The organism is Catellatospora tritici, from assembly GCF_019083965.1.
GTDB lineage: Bacteria > Actinomycetota > Actinomycetes > Mycobacteriales > Micromonosporaceae > Catellatospora > Catellatospora tritici.
Map to the genome: position 1 here is coordinate 46,545 of NZ_JAHRCY010000026.1, position 14,743 is coordinate 61,287.

Consider the following 14,743-nt stretch of genomic DNA (forward strand, 5'->3'; position numbering starts at 1 on the left):
GAGCGCCGAGCCGCCGAGCTGGCCGCGCTCACCGGTGGCGGCCGCCGACTGCGGGGAGCCCCTCGTCGGCGTGCGCACGATGGCGGCGCTGCGGATGGACCACCTGCTCGCCGACGCCGACGGCGCGTACGCCCGGGTCCGGCAGGGGGTGGCCGACCGACTGGTGATGGCGGCCCGCTGTGGCGCCCAGCTGTGACCCACGGCACCCGTACTCGGACAGTTTTCATCCGGAATGCGTACCATGGAGCGCATGAAGCTGTCCGGGGGCGTGGAGTGGGCGCTGCACTGCTGTTTCGCGCTGACCGCGGCCACTGAACCGGTGCCTGCCGTCCGGCTCGCCAAGCTGCACGACGTCTCCCCCAGCTACCTGGCCAAGCAACTGCAGGAACTGTCCCGGGCCGGACTCGTACGCTCGGTGCAGGGTAAGGCGGGCGGCTACCTGCTCACCCGCCCGGCCGAGGAGATCACCGTGCTCGACGTCGTCGAGGCGATCGAAGGACCCGCCGGGGCGTTCGTCTGCACCGAGGTGCGGCAGCGCGGCCCGCTGGCCACCCCGCCGGAGTCGTGCGCCGCCCCGTGTGGCATCGCCCGGGTCATGTACGAGGCCGACCACGCCTGGCGGCAGTCGCTGCGGCGGGTGACGATCGCCGACCTCGCCCGCGACGCGGGCAGCGACTCCGCGGCTCGGGTCCGCGACTGGCTGGCCACCGGTCGAGCCTGACCGTCCGGGCGCAGCACCACCACCCCGGCCCCGTGCCCGTCCACGGCGGCGGCTTCGACCCGGTCCAGGTTGACCGCGCCGGCGGCGATGCTCGGGAGGCAGCCGTCGGCGGCTTGCCGCTCCACGGGGCCTCGGCCGGCCGGTGCCGGCGAACCGGTCCGGCACGGGCCGGAATCCGTCGCTGTCATGACACCGAGTGGTCCACGGACCGCATCCTGGCGTCCGGCCGCACCGATATGGCGCCCGCCTGTTCGGCGGAGGACCGGAACTCATTTCAGCACACAGCGGTTGCCCATCGAACGACGCCGTCGACGGCATGCGGAATCTTCCCTCCAGTTAGGATAGAATAAGCATCGATAGAACGATCCCGGTCGAACCGACCGCATTTCATTAATGGATCGTTCATAACCGCCCGATGATGGGCCTCCCCACTATTCATTTCTTTCTCGCGGCCCGTTTGATCGCGCCGGTCCATCCTGGAGGAGACATGACGGAAACCACGACACAGCACGATGTCGAACAGTGGCGGCTGTGGCGGACCGAACGGGAGGAGTCGCTGCGCGAGCCGCACGGCTGGCTCAGCCCGGTCGCACTGCACTGGCTGACGGACCAGCCGACCGGCTTCGACGACCTGCCCGGTTCCTGGAGCGCCGACGGCGACGGCGTCACGCTGCGGGCGCGGGCGGAGGACGGCTTCACCGCCGACGGCGCACCGGTGCACGGCGAGATCCGGCTCGACCGGTCGACCCCGAAGATCGTCCTGGGCGACAGGCAGGTCGAGGTGATGGGCCACAACATCGGCTGGGCGGTCCGGGTGCGCGACCCGCGGTCCCCGGCCCTGACCGGGTTCACCGGCGTGCCCACCCGCGACTACGACCCCCGCTGGGCCGTGCCCGGCGTGTACGAGCCCTACGACGAGCCGCGGCAGGTCACCGTGGGTGCCGTCGTCGCGGGGCTGATCCAGCCCGCGTCGGCCGTCGGCGTGGTCCGGTTCGAGGTGGACGGGGTCGAGCACCGGCTGACCGCGTTCGCGGGCGGAGCGAACCTGGTCATCCTGTTCAACGACGCGACCAGCGGAGACACCACCTTCTGGGGCTCGCGGGCGCTGGTCATCCCGGTCCCCGGTCCGGACGGGCGGCTGTTGGTCGACTTCAACCGGGCGACGAATCCGCCTGCCGCGTTCACCGACCACGCCACCTGCCCGGTGCCGCCGACGGAGAACCGGCTGCCCGTCGCCGTCGAGGCGGGCGAACTCAAGCCCCGCCGATGACACTCGGGCGGGCCGACCGGCGGCACCCGGTCGACCCGCCGCGACAGGTCACTTCTTGCGCGGCGTGCCCGGCGGGTTGATCAGGGAGCCGGTCACCTTCTCATGGTCCAGACCCCAACGCGCCAGCACCTCGGCGTACTTGCCGTTGGCGATGATCGAGTTCAAGGCCTCGTTGAGCGCCTTGATCAGTCCGTTGTCCTTGACGGTCATCGCGCCGATCAGCGCCGGAGTGGGGCTGTAGTAGTCGCCGACCAACTTGCTCTCCTTGGCCACCTGCACGTGGTAGGCCGACAGCGAGTGCGGCCCGAAGAACGCCTCGATCCGGCCGGACTTGAGGGCCAGCCAGTAGTCGGTCTGGGTCTGGTAGTACTGGATCTTCGTCTCGGGCAGCTTGGCCGCCTTGTTCTCGTCCAGCCAGGCCAGCAGTACCTTCTCCTGGTTGGACCCCGAGCCGACCCCGACGGTCAGACCGGCGACGTCGGCCGGCTTCTCGATCTTTGTGATCTTGCTGTCCGCCGCAACCTCCCAGGTCAGGCTGTCCGCCCGGTACGTGGCGAAGTCGTAGATGTCCTTGCGCTCCTCGGTCACCGTGATGTTCGAGAAGCCCACGTCGTACTTGCCGGAGCGGATCGACAGGAAGAGGTTCTCCCACGACGACTGGGTCACCGTCAGCTTGAGGCCGAGCGTGTCGGCGACCAGCTGCGCAATGTCGATCTCGACGCCGACCACGGTCTTGTCGTCGTCGGCGAGGAAGGCCAGCGGGGGCACGCCGTTGCTGATCGTGCCGACCGCCAGCTCGCCCTTGCCGCTGATGGCGGCCGGGACCAGGTCCGCGATCGCCTGCACCCTCTCGGCCCGCACCCGGTTCTGCTCCGGCGCGGTATTGATCTTCGTGGCGGCGCTGGGGTCGGCGGCGCGACCGCCGTCCTCGGGGTTGGCGCAGGCGGCGGTGAGCGCGAGCACCGCTATGGAGAGCGCGGCCAGAACGGGTCTGACCCGGCGCGAAAGCGAAGACACGATTTCACTCCTTGGGTATCGGTATTGCCGGACGAGGGTGTGCGGAGCCGAGCCGGGGCGGCAGCGGCGCCGCCGGCACGGGGGACTGTGGGAAGGAAGGTCAGAGCACCTTGCTGAGGAAGGCGCGGGTGCGCTCCTGGACCGGGTTGTCGAGCACCTGACCGGGCGGGCCCTGCTCGACGACGATCCCCTCGTCCACGAAGAGCACCGCGTCGGCGACCTCCCGGACGAAGCCGATCTCATGGCTGACCAGGATCATCGTGGTGCCGGTCCCGGCCAGGCCGTTGATGGTGTCGAGCACCTCGCCCACCAGCTCGGGGTCCAGCGCGGAGGTGGGCTCGTCGAACAGCAGCACCTTGGGCCGCAGCGCCAGCGCCCGCGCGATGGCCACTCGCTGCTGCTGCCCACCGGAGAGCTGACGGGGGTAGACGTGCACCTTGTCGGCCAGCCCGACCTGGTCGAGCAGTTCGAGCGCGAGCTCGCGCACCTCGGTCCGGGGACGACCCTGTGCCGCCACCGGCGCCAGGGTCACGTTGTCGAGCACGGTGAGGTGCGGAAACAGGTTGAAGTTCTGGAAGACGAACCCGATGTTGGTGCGCTGGCGCAGGATCTGGATCGGCCGCAAGGTGCGCAACCGGTCGCCGACTCTGCGGTAGCCGACCAGCTCGCCGTCGATGCGCACATAGCCGTGATCGGCCCGCTCCAGGTGGTTGAGCACCCGCAGCAGCGTGGACTTGCCGGAGCCGGACGGTCCGATGATCGCGGTCACCCGGCCGGGCATGACCTCCAGGTCCACCCCGCGCAGCACCTCCAGGGTGCCGAAACTCTTGTGGATGCCGCGTGCCTGCACCATGGGCCGGGTCATCGCGAACCTCCGGGCAGCGCGGTCCGGGCACCGGTCGCGGATCCGGCGAGTGTCGCCCGCAGCCGCGACCGCAGTGTCGGCGGCGGGTTGCGCAGCGCGCCCCGGGCGTAGAACCGCTCGATGTAGTGCTGGACGATCGACAGGATGGTGGTGAGGATCAGATACCAGACGGCGGCGACCAACAGCAGGGCGATGACCCGGCCGTTGCGGTTGTAGATCACCTGTACCTGGTAGAACAGCTCCGGCAGCGCCATGATGTAGACCACGGACGTGCCCTTGACCAGGCCGATCAATTCGTTTCCGGCGTTGGGGATGATCGCGCGCATCGCCTGCGGCAGCACGATCCGGCGCAGCTGGTGGAACCGGGGCAGGCCGAGCGAGGCGGCCGCCTCCAGCTGGCCCTGGTCGACCGAGATCAGTCCGGAGCGGACGATCTCACTGGCGTAGGCGGCCTGGTGCAGGGCGAGCCCGAGGGTCGCCGCGGTCATCGGTCCGATCAGGTCCATCGTCCCGATCTCGAAGAACGACGGGCCGAACGGAACGCCGAAACTGATGTGCTTGTAGAGCAGCGCCAGGTTGTACCAGAACAGCAGCTGCAGGATCAGCGGCACCGAGCGGAACAGCCACACGTAGCCCCACGCCGCCCCCGACAGCAGCGGATTGCCCGACATCCGCATCAGGGCCAGGACGGTGCCCAGCGCGAAGCCGAGGACCAGGCCCAGCGCGGTCAGTCGCAGCGTCAGCCAGACAGCCTCCACCACCGTCTCGGAGAACAGGTACTGCCCGACGATCGGCCAGTCCCAGGCCGGATTCGTCACCAGCATGTGTCCGGCCATCGCCAGCAGCACCAGGACCACCGCGACGGCGGCCCACCGCCCGGGACGCAGGTTGCGGGCCACCGGCAGGCCGGACACGTCGTCGGGGTCCGTCCCGCCGAGCGGATGCGCCGCCGGGGCGGTGTCCAGGTCCGCTGTCGCGTCCGGGGCGGCAGCGGTTCGCTTCGCCATCTGCCCGGTCCTCCATTCAGCACGATCGAAGAAATGAACAATTAATCGGTGATTGACTGACGTCACTGTCCGCGAGAGGATCGGAGGGATCGCGCCCCGGTCGCACGGCGTTGGCCAATACGGGAACACACCGATTGCGAGAACGTCAATCCGCGTTCCGGGATTGTCTCCGCACCGACTGTCGCGGATGGACATGGCGCCTGGAGAATACGGATTCTCAAGCGAGACTCAAGCGATACTCGAGCGTCATTCGAGTGGGCCCGATAACGCTGTCCGCCGACAACTCACGGATAGCCGCACGATCCACGAGGGACGTACGAGATGAGCATTGTGATTGAGACCTTCCGGCACGGAGCACGGCGTGGCGCGGCGATCGCCCTGGCGGTCGTGGCCACGTTGTCGCTGGCCACGGCCTGTTCGGAGGAAGCCCCGTCGCCGGTCGGCGCCTGGCAGACGAAGGTGCAGACCAGCCTGCCCTCCAGTGGCGAGGCGAAGATCACCTTCAACGCGGACGGCACGCTGGTCCAGGACGGGACCGACACCCTCCCGGGCACCGGCTTCTGGCAGAAGTCGACCGACGGAAAGATCACCTTCCAGGTGGTCATCCCGCTGGCCGACGCCACCAAGGAGAACATCATCGGCACCATCCGCGGCGAGCAGACCGCCACGCTCAAGGACGGCACCTACACGTCCAAGGGCATCTCGACGCTGTACGACCTCAAGGGCAACAAGACCAAGTCCTTCGAGGTCAACCTCAACGGGACGCTGATCAAGTCCTGATCGAAGGCCGTCGGGTCGACCGCCGCCCGGTCCGCAGTCACGGGCCGAAACCGATACCACACAGTCCGCGGCTGCGGGCGGCGCCTGCCGTCCGCAGCCGCGCCGTTTGGGCAGCGCCGGCCACCGTCGTCCAGGCAGCCCCTCACCCTGTGGCCGAGGAGAGAACGTGAATCGCACAGTCAACCGCCGGGTGGCCCTGGTCGGCCTGCTCGGCGCGGGCGTGGCCGTCGGTGCCGGCCTGTCCATCCGCGCCTGGGGGCGCGACCACGCGGGCGAGCCCGAGCCCGTCGGTGAGCATCCCCTGATCAGCAACATCAACGTGCTCACCAGTGACCTCGCCCTGCCCCAGCCCTTCAAACTGCCGCTGGTCGTCCCGCCGGTCCTCACCCCGGTCCCCAGCGGCGGCGCCGACACGTACGAATTGGTGCAGCAGGTCGCCAAGCAGGAGATCCTGCCCGGCCTGCAGACCGAGATCTGGGGCTACAACGGCGTCTTTCCCGGGCCGACCCTCGTGTCCCGCCGGGGTCGGCCGACGGTCGTCCGACACCGCAACGAACTGCCCGTGCCCACGGTGGTGCACCTGCACGGCGGCCACACCCCACCCGGCAGCGACGGCTTCCCCACCGACCTGGTGCTGCCCGATCCGACCCGTGTCCCCAAGAACCCGCGGGCCTCGGTCAAGCCGATGCCGCCCGGCATGACCCATCACGCGCCGGTCGCCGACCCCGCCGCCCACGTCGTCAAGCTCAGCCGCGACTACACCTATCCGATGGACCAGCGGGCGGCGACGCTGTGGTACCACGACCACCGGATGGACTACACCGGCCCGAGCGTGTGGCGCGGTCTGGCCGGGTTCCACCTCGTCCGCGACGACGTCGAGGACGCGCTGCCCCTGCCCGGCGGCGACCGGGAGATCCCGCTGATGATCGCCGACCGCGCGTTCGCGGCGGACGGCTCGCTGAAGTACCCCTCGCTCGACCCCAGCCTCACCGTGATGCCAGGGGTGGAGCAGGCGTACATGCAGGGCGTGATGGGGGACGTGATCCTGGTCAACGGGGTGCCGTGGCCGGTGCTGGAGGTCGAGGCGGTCCGGTACCGGTTCCGGATCCTCAACGCCTCGAACGCCCGGTCGTACGAGCTGGCCCTGGACCGGGCGCCCGACGGCGACGTCCCGCTGGTCCAGATCGGCTCGGACGGAGGACTGCTGGGCGAGCCGGTCGCACACCGGACCCTGTCGGTCGCCCCGGCCCAGCGCTTCGACGTCGTCATCGACTTCTCCCGATACCGCCCGGGCGACCTGGTGAAGCTGACCAACCTGGCGGGCACCGGCCCCACCGTGAACGTGATGGCGTTCCGGGTCACCCGGACGGCCTCCGACGACAGCAGCGTGCCCGCCAAGCTGTCGGACTTCGAGCGGATCGACCCGGCCGAGGCGGTCCGGGAGCGGTCGTTCGACTTCCACCGGGCCGGGGACGAGGGCTGGTTCATCAACGGCCGTTTCTTCGACCCGACCAAGCCCGAGGCGACACCGAAGCTGGGCGACACCGAGCTGTGGACGTTCACCTCGGACTACCACCACCCGGTGCACGTGCACCTGGTCAGCTTCCAGGTCGTCTCCCGCGACGGCGGACCGCCCGGCCGCTACGACGTCGGCTGGAAGGACACCGTGTTCGTCAACGGCGCCGAGAAGGTTTCGGTCATCGCCCGGTTCACCGGGTATCGCGGCCGTTACGTCCTGCACTGCCACAACCTCGAACACGAGGACATGGCGATGATGTCGACGTTCGAGGTGGTGTGACCGCCGGCCTTCGGAGGGACCATCCCGCCGAAGGCCGGCGATGCCGCACGGTCACCGCAGGCGCAGGGTGTCCGGCTTGACCGTGCGGGAACTGTTGAGCAGCACCCCGTCGACCTCGACCAGTACGTCCTGCACCACCCCGGTCGGTTCCAAGGTCACCTTGCGCTCGGCGTCGGTATGGCTGACCAGCGAGTAGTACGTGACCACGATGGTCCCGTCCGCCCCAGGATCGATCTGGAACATGCCGAACCAGTGGTGGCGCACCACCCCGGCTGCGGCCGCGCGGGCCAGGAAGCCGCGCATCGCGGTGGCGATGTTGTCCCGCCCCGGCTCCAGCCGCCCGTTCGGATGGTGGAAGAACCGGCCGTCGGCCGTGAACGTGGCGGCGAACCCGTCCACGTCACCGTGATCCAGCAGGTGGATCTGCCGTGCGTAGAACGCGTGCACCGCGGCGTGGAGCGCGACGTCCGGCCGTGCCGTCGTGACCTGTCCCGCCGCGGCCGCGCTCACCACTGCAGTCCCCCGTTGACCTCCAGCACGTGGCCGTTGACATAGGAGCTGTCCGGCCCGGCCAGGAACAGCGCGGCACCCACCACCTCGTCCGGTCGGCCCAGCCGACCCATGGCCAGCTTCGGCTTGTATCTAGCCCATACCGGCTCGTTGGCGGCCAGCGCCTTGCCCATACCCTCGTCGATGAGCCCGGGTGACAGGCAGTTGGCGGTGATGCCCTGCGGCGCCAGTTCCACCGCGGTGACCCGGGTGAACATCTCCACCGCCGCCTTGGAGGCGCAGTACGCCGAGGCGCCGGGCGTGATCCGGGTGGCCAGCGCCGACGACAAGTTTATGATCTTGCCACCGCCACGCTGAACCAGATGCGGAACCGCCGCGTGGGTGCAGTGGAAGACCCCGTTCACATTGGTGTCGAGAGTCTCCGACCACTTCCGCGGATCGATGGCGGCCGCCTGGCCCGGATTGCTGATGCCCGCGTTGGCGACCACGATGTCCAGCCCGCCAAACCGGGACACGGCCTGGGCCATCAGCTCGGCCACGGAGTCCACCCGGCGAACGTCGGTCTCCTGGAAGGCGACGGCGTCGCCGTACTCGTCCAGCAGTTCCCGGGCCGGCGCCGGATCGCGCCCGGCGATGACCACCTGGCTCCCCTCGGCCAGGAACGCGGCGGCGATCTGGCGGCCCAGCCCACGCGTGCCCCCGGTGATCACGGCCACTTTACCTTTGAGCAGCACGCATCCTCCTGTTTCCTGTCCGCGCGCGCGGACGATTCGCCACCGCCCGCGGACGCGGACGGTTCGGTCCTCAGCCCGGGGGCGCCGGCGGCCACACCTTGGCCGCGTACGCCGCACCGGTCAGCTCGACCTGCAGGCCGACATGCGCGGCGATGCTGTGCACGTCGCGCCACACCCGCTGCGCCGGGCTGTTCGTCGCCTGGCCGCGGGTGCCGCAGGCGTGGAACAGCCGGTCGACCACGCCCACGATGGACTCCACCGCCAGCGCGCAGTCCCGCGCACTGCGGGCGGCGGTCAGCGCGTCCACTCCGCCCCCGTCGGCGGTACGCGCCACCCGGTCCAGCAGCAGCGCGGCGGCATCCAGCTCCCCCGCGACCCGGGCCAGCAGCTGCTGCGGACCCGGCTTGCCGCGCAGGGCGACCCCGAACGGGTCACTACGCTGGCCCGTCCACGCCGTCCACCAGCGCAGCAGGCCCATGGCGGCGCCCAGCGCAGGCGCGGCGAACAGCAGCGGACTGACCGCCGGCAGCGGCAGGTCGTACCCGCGGACGCCTGGTACGGCATCGTGACCGGCCATCAGCGTGCTGTGGCGAAACGTCCGGTGCTCCGGCACGAACAGGTCCTCGACCACCATGGTGTTGCTGCCGGTGCCGCGCATGCCCACGTTGAACCAGGTGTCCAGGATCGTGAAGCCGCCGCTGGGCAGGGCGAAGAACCGCAACTCGCCACTGACCACCCGCGCGCAGGCCAGCACCCAGTCCGCGTGGTCGATGCCGCTGGTCAGCGCCCACTCGCCGGTCACTCGCCAGCCACCGGAGACGGGCGTGGCCCGCCCGGTCGGCACCAGCGCGCCGACGCCCACGGTGTCCGGGCCGGTGGCCCAGAACTCGTCGCGCCCCTCCTCCGGCAGGTACGCCGCCATCCGCCCGACACTGGCCAGGATCGAGGCGATCCAAGCGGTCGACGCACAGCCCTCGGCCACCGCGGCGACCGCACGGGCCAGCTGCTCCCACGTCGCCAGACGGTCCCGCTCGGGCACCGGCAGGTAGGCGGGCGGCACGAAGTACCGGGCGAATCCTGCGTCCACCAGCGCCGCCACGGTCTCGGCGGGCAGCCGTCGCCGTTCCTCGGCGTCGAGCGCCTGCTTGGCGGCCAGCGCCGCGAGCGTGTCCACGCCGCGCAGCGGCTCGACGAGTTCGGTGCTTCCCATCGGCGCCTCCTTCGGATATCCACCCGGGGCCGATGGTGCCGGGCGCCGCTGGAGAGCCGCTCAGGTCCGGCTCGATCGCCGGTACGGCACGACCGGCGTCCCAGCGACTGTCGAGCAGGGCTCCAACGCAGCTATAGCCCGGGTTGTGACCCTCGATCCGTCCGCAGTCAGCACAGCGATAGATCAAGGAGTGTCGATGACGCACGGTGGAAGAGAGGTGGCCCTGGTCACCGGCGGGACGAGCGGCATCGGGCTGGCGATCGCGCGCAGCCTCGCCGAGTCCAGGCACGCGGTGTTCATCTGCGGCCGCGAGGGCGACCGGGTGGCCAAGACGGTGGCGGAGCTGACCGGCGAGCACCTGGACGTCGACGGTACCGAGGCCGATGTGCGCTCGCCCGAGGACGTACGCCGGTTGGTGGCGTCGGCGGTGGAGCGGTTCGGGCCCATCTCGGTCCTGGTCAACAACGCCGGGCGCAGCGGCGGCGGCGCGACGGCGGGTATCACCGACGAACTGTGGAACGACGTGGTGGAGACCAACCTCAACGCCGTCTTCCGGGTCACCCGGGAGGTGCTCAACTCCGGCGGGATGCTGGCCCGGGGCAAGGGTCGGATCATCAACATCGCCTCGACCGGGGGCAAGCAGGGTGTGGTGCTCGGGGCGCCGTACTCGGCCTCCAAGCACGGGGTGGTCGGCTTCACCAAGGCCCTGGGCCTGGAGCTGGCGAAGTCGGGCATCACCGTCAACGCGGTCTGCCCGGGTTACGTGGAGACGCCGATGGCCCAGCGGGTCCGCGACGGGTACGCCCAGGTCTGGGACACCACCTCCGACGACGTCTTGACCCGGTTCCAGGCCAAGATCCCGCTCGGCCGCTACTCGACCCCGGAGGAGGTCGCGGGGCTGGTCGGCTACCTGGTCACGCCGACCGCGGCCTCCATCACCGCGCAGGCGCTCAACGTCTGCGGCGGCCTGGGCAACTACTGACACAGTCGAAGGAGCACCATGTCCCACCAGGTACGCAACACCGTCCACGAGATCACCGTCGACGCCCCCGCGAAGATCGTTTACAACCTGCTCGCCGACGTGACCAACTGGCCCCGGGTGTTCCCGCCCACCGTGCACATCGAGCAGGTGGAGCAGGACGGCGACACCGAGCGCATCCGGCTCTGGGCCACCGCCAACGGCGAGGTCAAGACCTGGACCTCCCGCCGTACGCTCGATCCTGACGAACTGCGGATCACCTTCCGCCAGGAGGTGTCCCAGCCGCCGGTGGCCTCGATGGGCGGCGGCTGGTTCGTCGAGCAGCTGTCGGAGGACCGCTCGCGGGTGGTGCTGACGCACGACTTCACCGCCGTCGGCGACGACCCGGACAACATCGCCTGGATCGACCGGGCGGTGGAGCACAACAGCACCACCGAGCTGGCCTCACTGAAGGCGGCCGCCGAGGAGATCGCGGGCCTCGACGAGCTGCGGCTCAGCTTCGAGGACTCGCTGCACATCAACGGCCAGCTGTCCGATGTGTACGACTTCATCAACGAGGCCGACCGCTGGTCCGAGCGGCTGCCGCACGTGGCCACCGTGGACCTGCGCGAGGACACCCCGGGCATCCAGCAACTGAGCATGGACACCCGGACCGCCGACGGCTCCACCCACACGACCGTGTCCGTGCGGGTCTGCCTGCCGCCCGACCGCATCGTGTACAAGCAGATCAAGGTGCCCGCCCTGATGACCCTGCACACCGGGTACTGGCAGCTGACGTCGGAGGGCGATGGGGTCACCGCGACCTCGCAGCACACGGTGGTCATCAAACGCGAGGCGGTCGAGCAGATCCTGGGCGTGGGCGCCACCGTCGCCGACGCCCGCGCGTACGTGCAGAAGGCCCTGAGCGCCAACAGCACCGCCACGCTGCGCCACGCCAAGGCGTTCGCGGAAGGGGCGTGAGGATGACCTCGCTGGAGACGCCCGCGCTGGACACGCCGTTGGCGGCGGTCAGCGCCGAGCTGTACTTCCAGATCCAGCAGTTCTACTCGGTGCAGATGCGGTTGCTCGACACGGGCCAGGCCGAGGCCTGGGCGGACACGTTCACCGAGGACGGGGTGTTCCACCAGAGCGTGGCCCCCGCGCTGCGCGGGCGTCACGACATCGCGGTCGCCGCGCGTCGCCGGATAGACCAACTGGTGACCGAGGGCAGGACGCGCCGACACTGGTTCGGCATGCTCGAGGTGCATCTGGAAGACGACGGCGTGGTGGGCACCAGCTACTACGGCATCGCGATGGCGACGCCCGCGGGCGGGCAGCTGCAGATCTACGCCAGCACGGAGGCCACCGACAGCCTGGTGTTCGCCGACGGCCGGTGGCTGGTGCGGCACCGCTGGGTGTCGCACGACGCCACCGTCTGAACCACGGCCCCAGCGGACTGCCCGCCTGCCTCACGCGTGGCAGGTGGGCAGTCCGCCGTGGAAGTCGACCATCTCGCCGAAGATCCCGACGACGTCCAGCGGAGCACCGAGCACGGCCCCGCCGAGCTCCGCGTACGCCCGGTGCAGGTTGCCGACCAGGCGCTCGGAGTCCAGCAGGTCGGCGAACTCGCCGAGATCGGCCTCGCGGGAGAGCTCCAACGGGCTCAGCCCCGCGGTCACCCCGTCGCGGGCCAGCCGCTGCAGCCAGGTCAGGTAGGCCTCGGTCTCATCGAGCACCCGCTGGTCGGTGACCGGTCCGTGCCCGCAGACGATCGTGTTCAGGCCGAGCTTGCGCAGCCGCTCGATCGCCCGCAGCGAACCCTCGACCGAACCCATCAGCGTGAACGGGGTGACCCCGGCCATCGCGATGTCGCCGACGAACACCACGCCCCGGTCCGGGACGGCCACCACGACGTCGTTGGTGGTGTGCGCCGGACCCAGGTGCAGCAGTTCGACCCGGATGTCGCCGATGTGCAGGCGCAGCTCGTCACGGAAAGTCACCGCCGGCAGGGTCACCTCGACCGGCCCCCAGTCGACGTCGGGCCACAGCCCGGTCAGTCCGAGGCCGGAGTCGGCCATCTCCTGACGGGCCTCCTCGTGCGCCACGATCACGCTCTCCGGTGCGAACACGAAGTTGCCGAAGGTGTGGTCGCCGTGGTGGTGGGTGTTGACCAGCAGCCGCGGCGGCACGGCCGTACGGGCCCGGATCGCCTCTCGCAGCGCGGTGGCCCGGCGCGAGGTCGCCGCAGTGTCCACGACGGCCAGGCCGGTGCCGTCGAGGACCACGCCGGCGTTGTTCAGGCACCACCCGCCGTCGGGCTGCAGGTAGACGAAGACCCCGTCGGCGATCTCGACGAGTCCGGGAGTGCTGCTGGCAGAGCCCACGGTGCCGCTTCCTTTCCTGGTTGGATCGCGTCCATGCTGGTCCAGGCGCATCGAGCCCGGCTGGAGAGCCGGTCGATCGAGCGCGCGCCCACCGGGAGTCGAGCACCGTTCGACCTGTCCTCCAGCCCGGTCGCCAAAACTGCGGTTCGTTCGGCGATCGAGGAGGATTCATGTCCCAAGCCAGCGACGCGGTCGGCGCCATCGGTGTCGACCTCTACTTCGAGCTTCAGGACTTCTACGCGCGGCAGACGCAGCTGCTCGACGGCGAGGACGGCGTCGGGTTCGCGGCCACCTTCACCGAGGACGGCAAGTTCGTGCACCTGCCCCGGGGTGAGGTCGTCAGCGGCCGCCACCGCATCGGCGTGGAGACCCAGGCCAACCTGGAGAGCCTGAGCCGGCAGGGGATCGCCCGCCGCCACTGGTTCAACATGCTGGTCGGGGAGGTCGGCCCCGACGGCGTCATCCGCACCAGGTTCTCGGCCATCATCACGCGTACGGACGCTGAGGGCTCCGTCTCCATCGAGCCGACGTGCGAGGTCGAGGACGTCCTGGTCCGGGACGAGGGTCGGCTGCTCAACCACTCGCGCACGGTCCGCACCGACGTGCCCACACCCCGCTGAGCGCCGACGCGCGCACCGGCTCAAGCGATTCTCAAGTCCGATCGGCAAAGGTTCGTCAGGACCGCGGCTCTTCCCCGCAGCGGGGCGCCCGGTCTGACGGTGAACTCATTCCACCGTTGAAGGAGCTGGCAATGGCAGACAAACCTGTGGCACTGGTGACCGGATCGTCTTCCGGGATCGGCGCGGCGGTCGCCCGGCGGCTGGGTGCCGCCGGTTGGCGCGTAATGGTAAATTCGTCCCATTCGGTCCGTCAGGGCAAGGAACTCGCCGACGCCTTGCCCGAAGCCGCATACCACCAGGCGAACATCGCCGTGGAGGCCCAGGCGCAGGACCTGGTCTCAGCCACGGTGAGCCGGTTCGGACAGCTGGATCTGCTGGTCAACAACGCCGGCACCACCAAGGTCATCCCACACCACGACCTGGAAGGGGCGACTCCGCAGGTGTGGCGCGAGGTCTTCGACGTCAACGTCATCGGCACCTGGCAGGTGACCGTCGCCGCCGTCCCGCACCTGCGGGCCACCGGCAACGGCGCCATCGTCAACATCTCGTCGGTGTCTGGCAGCCGCCCGGCCGGCAGCTCGCTGCCGTACGCGGTCAGCAAGGCCGCCGTCAACCACATGACCAGGCTGCTGGCCGCCAGCATCGGTCCCGAGATCAGGGTCAACGCGGTCGCCCCCGGCCTGATCGACACCCCGTGGACCACCGACTTCATCGAGCCGCGGGCGAACGTGACCGCAGGCGCGCCGCTGCGCCGCATCGGCCGGCCCGAGGACGTCGCCGAAGCGGTGTACGCGATGGCCGTCGGTCCCTACACGACGGGCGAGGTCCTGCTCGTCGACGGGGGCGTTCATTTGCGATGAGAGAAACGG

17 protein-coding genes are annotated in these 14,743 nt (G+C 70.0%); 10 read left to right on the forward strand and 7 right to left on the reverse strand.

The window, feature by feature from the left end; genetic code table 11:
* The first annotated feature begins 70 nt into the window (after window positions 1-70).
* From KUA19_RS44245 to KUA19_RS36170, 3 genes are all read left to right on the forward strand, one after another.
* Window positions 71-196 (forward strand): hypothetical protein, encoded by a 126-nt coding sequence (locus tag KUA19_RS44245; RefSeq protein ID WP_302563545.1) that lies wholly within the window; start codon window positions 71-73, stop codon window positions 194-196.
* Window positions 197-250: 54 nt separating this feature from the next.
* Complete coding sequence (locus KUA19_RS36165) at window positions 251-721, forward strand: RrF2 family transcriptional regulator (protein WP_217403456.1); 471 nt, start codon at window positions 251-253, stop codon at window positions 719-721.
* A 487-nt stretch (window positions 722-1,208) separates the two neighbouring features.
* Entirely contained in the window at window positions 1,209-1,991 is a 783-nt protein-coding gene (locus KUA19_RS36170; RefSeq protein ID WP_217403458.1) for a DUF1684 domain-containing protein, read from the forward strand.
* A 48-nt stretch (window positions 1,992-2,039) separates the two neighbouring features.
* On the opposite strand, the gene KUA19_RS36175 is transcribed toward KUA19_RS36170, so the two are convergent.
* The 3 genes from KUA19_RS36175 to KUA19_RS36185 form a co-directional block, all read right to left on the reverse strand.
* Entirely contained in the window at window positions 2,040-3,008 is a 969-nt protein-coding gene (locus KUA19_RS36175) for an ABC transporter substrate-binding protein (RefSeq protein ID WP_217403460.1), read from the reverse strand.
* Window positions 3,009-3,108: 100 nt separating this feature from the next.
* Window positions 3,109-3,873: an amino acid ABC transporter ATP-binding protein gene (locus tag KUA19_RS36180; RefSeq protein WP_302563548.1), complete on the reverse strand. Its 765-nt coding sequence runs from the start codon at window positions 3,871-3,873 to the stop codon at window positions 3,109-3,111.
* Window positions 3,870-4,880, reverse strand: a complete 1,011-nt coding sequence (locus KUA19_RS36185) for an amino acid ABC transporter permease (protein ID WP_217403461.1) — start codon at window positions 4,878-4,880, stop codon at window positions 3,870-3,872. Before KUA19_RS36185 ends, KUA19_RS36180 begins: the two co-directional genes overlap by 4 nt.
* A gap of 321 nt (window positions 4,881-5,201) precedes the next feature.
* Here KUA19_RS36185 and KUA19_RS36190 point away from each other — a divergent pair, with 321 nt between their 5' ends.
* Window positions 5,202-5,660: a hypothetical protein gene (locus KUA19_RS36190; RefSeq protein ID WP_217403462.1), complete on the forward strand. Its 459-nt coding sequence runs from the start codon at window positions 5,202-5,204 to the stop codon at window positions 5,658-5,660.
* 166 nt (window positions 5,661-5,826) lie between these two features.
* Window positions 5,827-7,458, forward strand: a complete 1,632-nt coding sequence (locus tag KUA19_RS36195) for a multicopper oxidase family protein (RefSeq protein ID WP_308167845.1) — start codon at window positions 5,827-5,829, stop codon at window positions 7,456-7,458.
* A 51-nt stretch (window positions 7,459-7,509) separates the two neighbouring features.
* On the opposite strand, the gene KUA19_RS36200 is transcribed toward KUA19_RS36195, so the two are convergent.
* The 3 genes from KUA19_RS36200 to KUA19_RS36210 form a co-directional block, all read right to left on the reverse strand.
* Window positions 7,510-7,968, reverse strand: a complete 459-nt coding sequence (locus KUA19_RS36200) for a nuclear transport factor 2 family protein (RefSeq protein WP_217403463.1) — start codon at window positions 7,966-7,968, stop codon at window positions 7,510-7,512.
* Window positions 7,965-8,702 (reverse strand): SDR family NAD(P)-dependent oxidoreductase, encoded by a 738-nt coding sequence (locus KUA19_RS36205; RefSeq protein WP_217403464.1) that lies wholly within the window; start codon window positions 8,700-8,702, stop codon window positions 7,965-7,967. Before KUA19_RS36205 ends, KUA19_RS36200 begins: the two co-directional genes overlap by 4 nt.
* 70 nt (window positions 8,703-8,772) lie before the next feature.
* Entirely contained in the window at window positions 8,773-9,912 is a 1,140-nt protein-coding gene (locus KUA19_RS36210) for an acyl-CoA dehydrogenase family protein (RefSeq protein ID WP_217403465.1), read from the reverse strand.
* 196 nt (window positions 9,913-10,108) lie between these two features.
* On the opposite strand from KUA19_RS36210, the gene fabG reads away from it, so the two are divergent.
* Genes fabG through KUA19_RS36225 form a run of 3 tightly spaced genes read left to right on the forward strand, consistent with a single transcriptional unit; the run spans window position 10,109 to window position 12,309 of the window.
* Window positions 10,109-10,894, forward strand: coding sequence for a 3-oxoacyl-ACP reductase FabG (gene fabG, locus KUA19_RS36215; RefSeq protein WP_217403466.1), 786 nt, complete (start codon window positions 10,109-10,111; stop codon window positions 10,892-10,894).
* Window positions 10,895-10,912: 18 nt separating this feature from the next.
* Window positions 10,913-11,851: an aromatase/cyclase gene (locus KUA19_RS36220; RefSeq protein WP_217403467.1), complete on the forward strand. Its 939-nt coding sequence runs from the start codon at window positions 10,913-10,915 to the stop codon at window positions 11,849-11,851.
* A 2-nt stretch (window positions 11,852-11,853) separates the two neighbouring features.
* Window positions 11,854-12,309, forward strand: coding sequence for a nuclear transport factor 2 family protein (locus KUA19_RS36225; protein ID WP_217403468.1), 456 nt, complete (start codon window positions 11,854-11,856; stop codon window positions 12,307-12,309).
* A 30-nt stretch (window positions 12,310-12,339) separates the two neighbouring features.
* Here KUA19_RS36225 and KUA19_RS36230 read toward each other — a convergent pair whose 3' ends face one another.
* The gene (locus KUA19_RS36230; protein ID WP_308167846.1) at window positions 12,340-13,254 is read right to left on the reverse strand and encodes an MBL fold metallo-hydrolase; all 915 of its coding nucleotides are present in this window, start codon (window positions 13,252-13,254) and stop codon (window positions 12,340-12,342) included.
* 170 nt (window positions 13,255-13,424) lie between these two features.
* On the opposite strand from KUA19_RS36230, the gene KUA19_RS36235 reads away from it, so the two are divergent.
* Window positions 13,425-13,874 carry a nuclear transport factor 2 family protein gene (locus tag KUA19_RS36235; RefSeq protein WP_217403470.1) on the forward strand — a complete coding sequence of 150 codons (450 nt, stop codon included), beginning with the start codon at window positions 13,425-13,427 and terminating at the stop codon, window positions 13,872-13,874.
* Window positions 13,875-14,005: 131 nt separating this feature from the next.
* Window positions 14,006-14,734 (forward strand): SDR family NAD(P)-dependent oxidoreductase, encoded by a 729-nt coding sequence (locus KUA19_RS36240; protein WP_217403472.1) that lies wholly within the window; start codon window positions 14,006-14,008, stop codon window positions 14,732-14,734.
* Window positions 14,735-14,743: the final 9 nt, after the last annotated feature.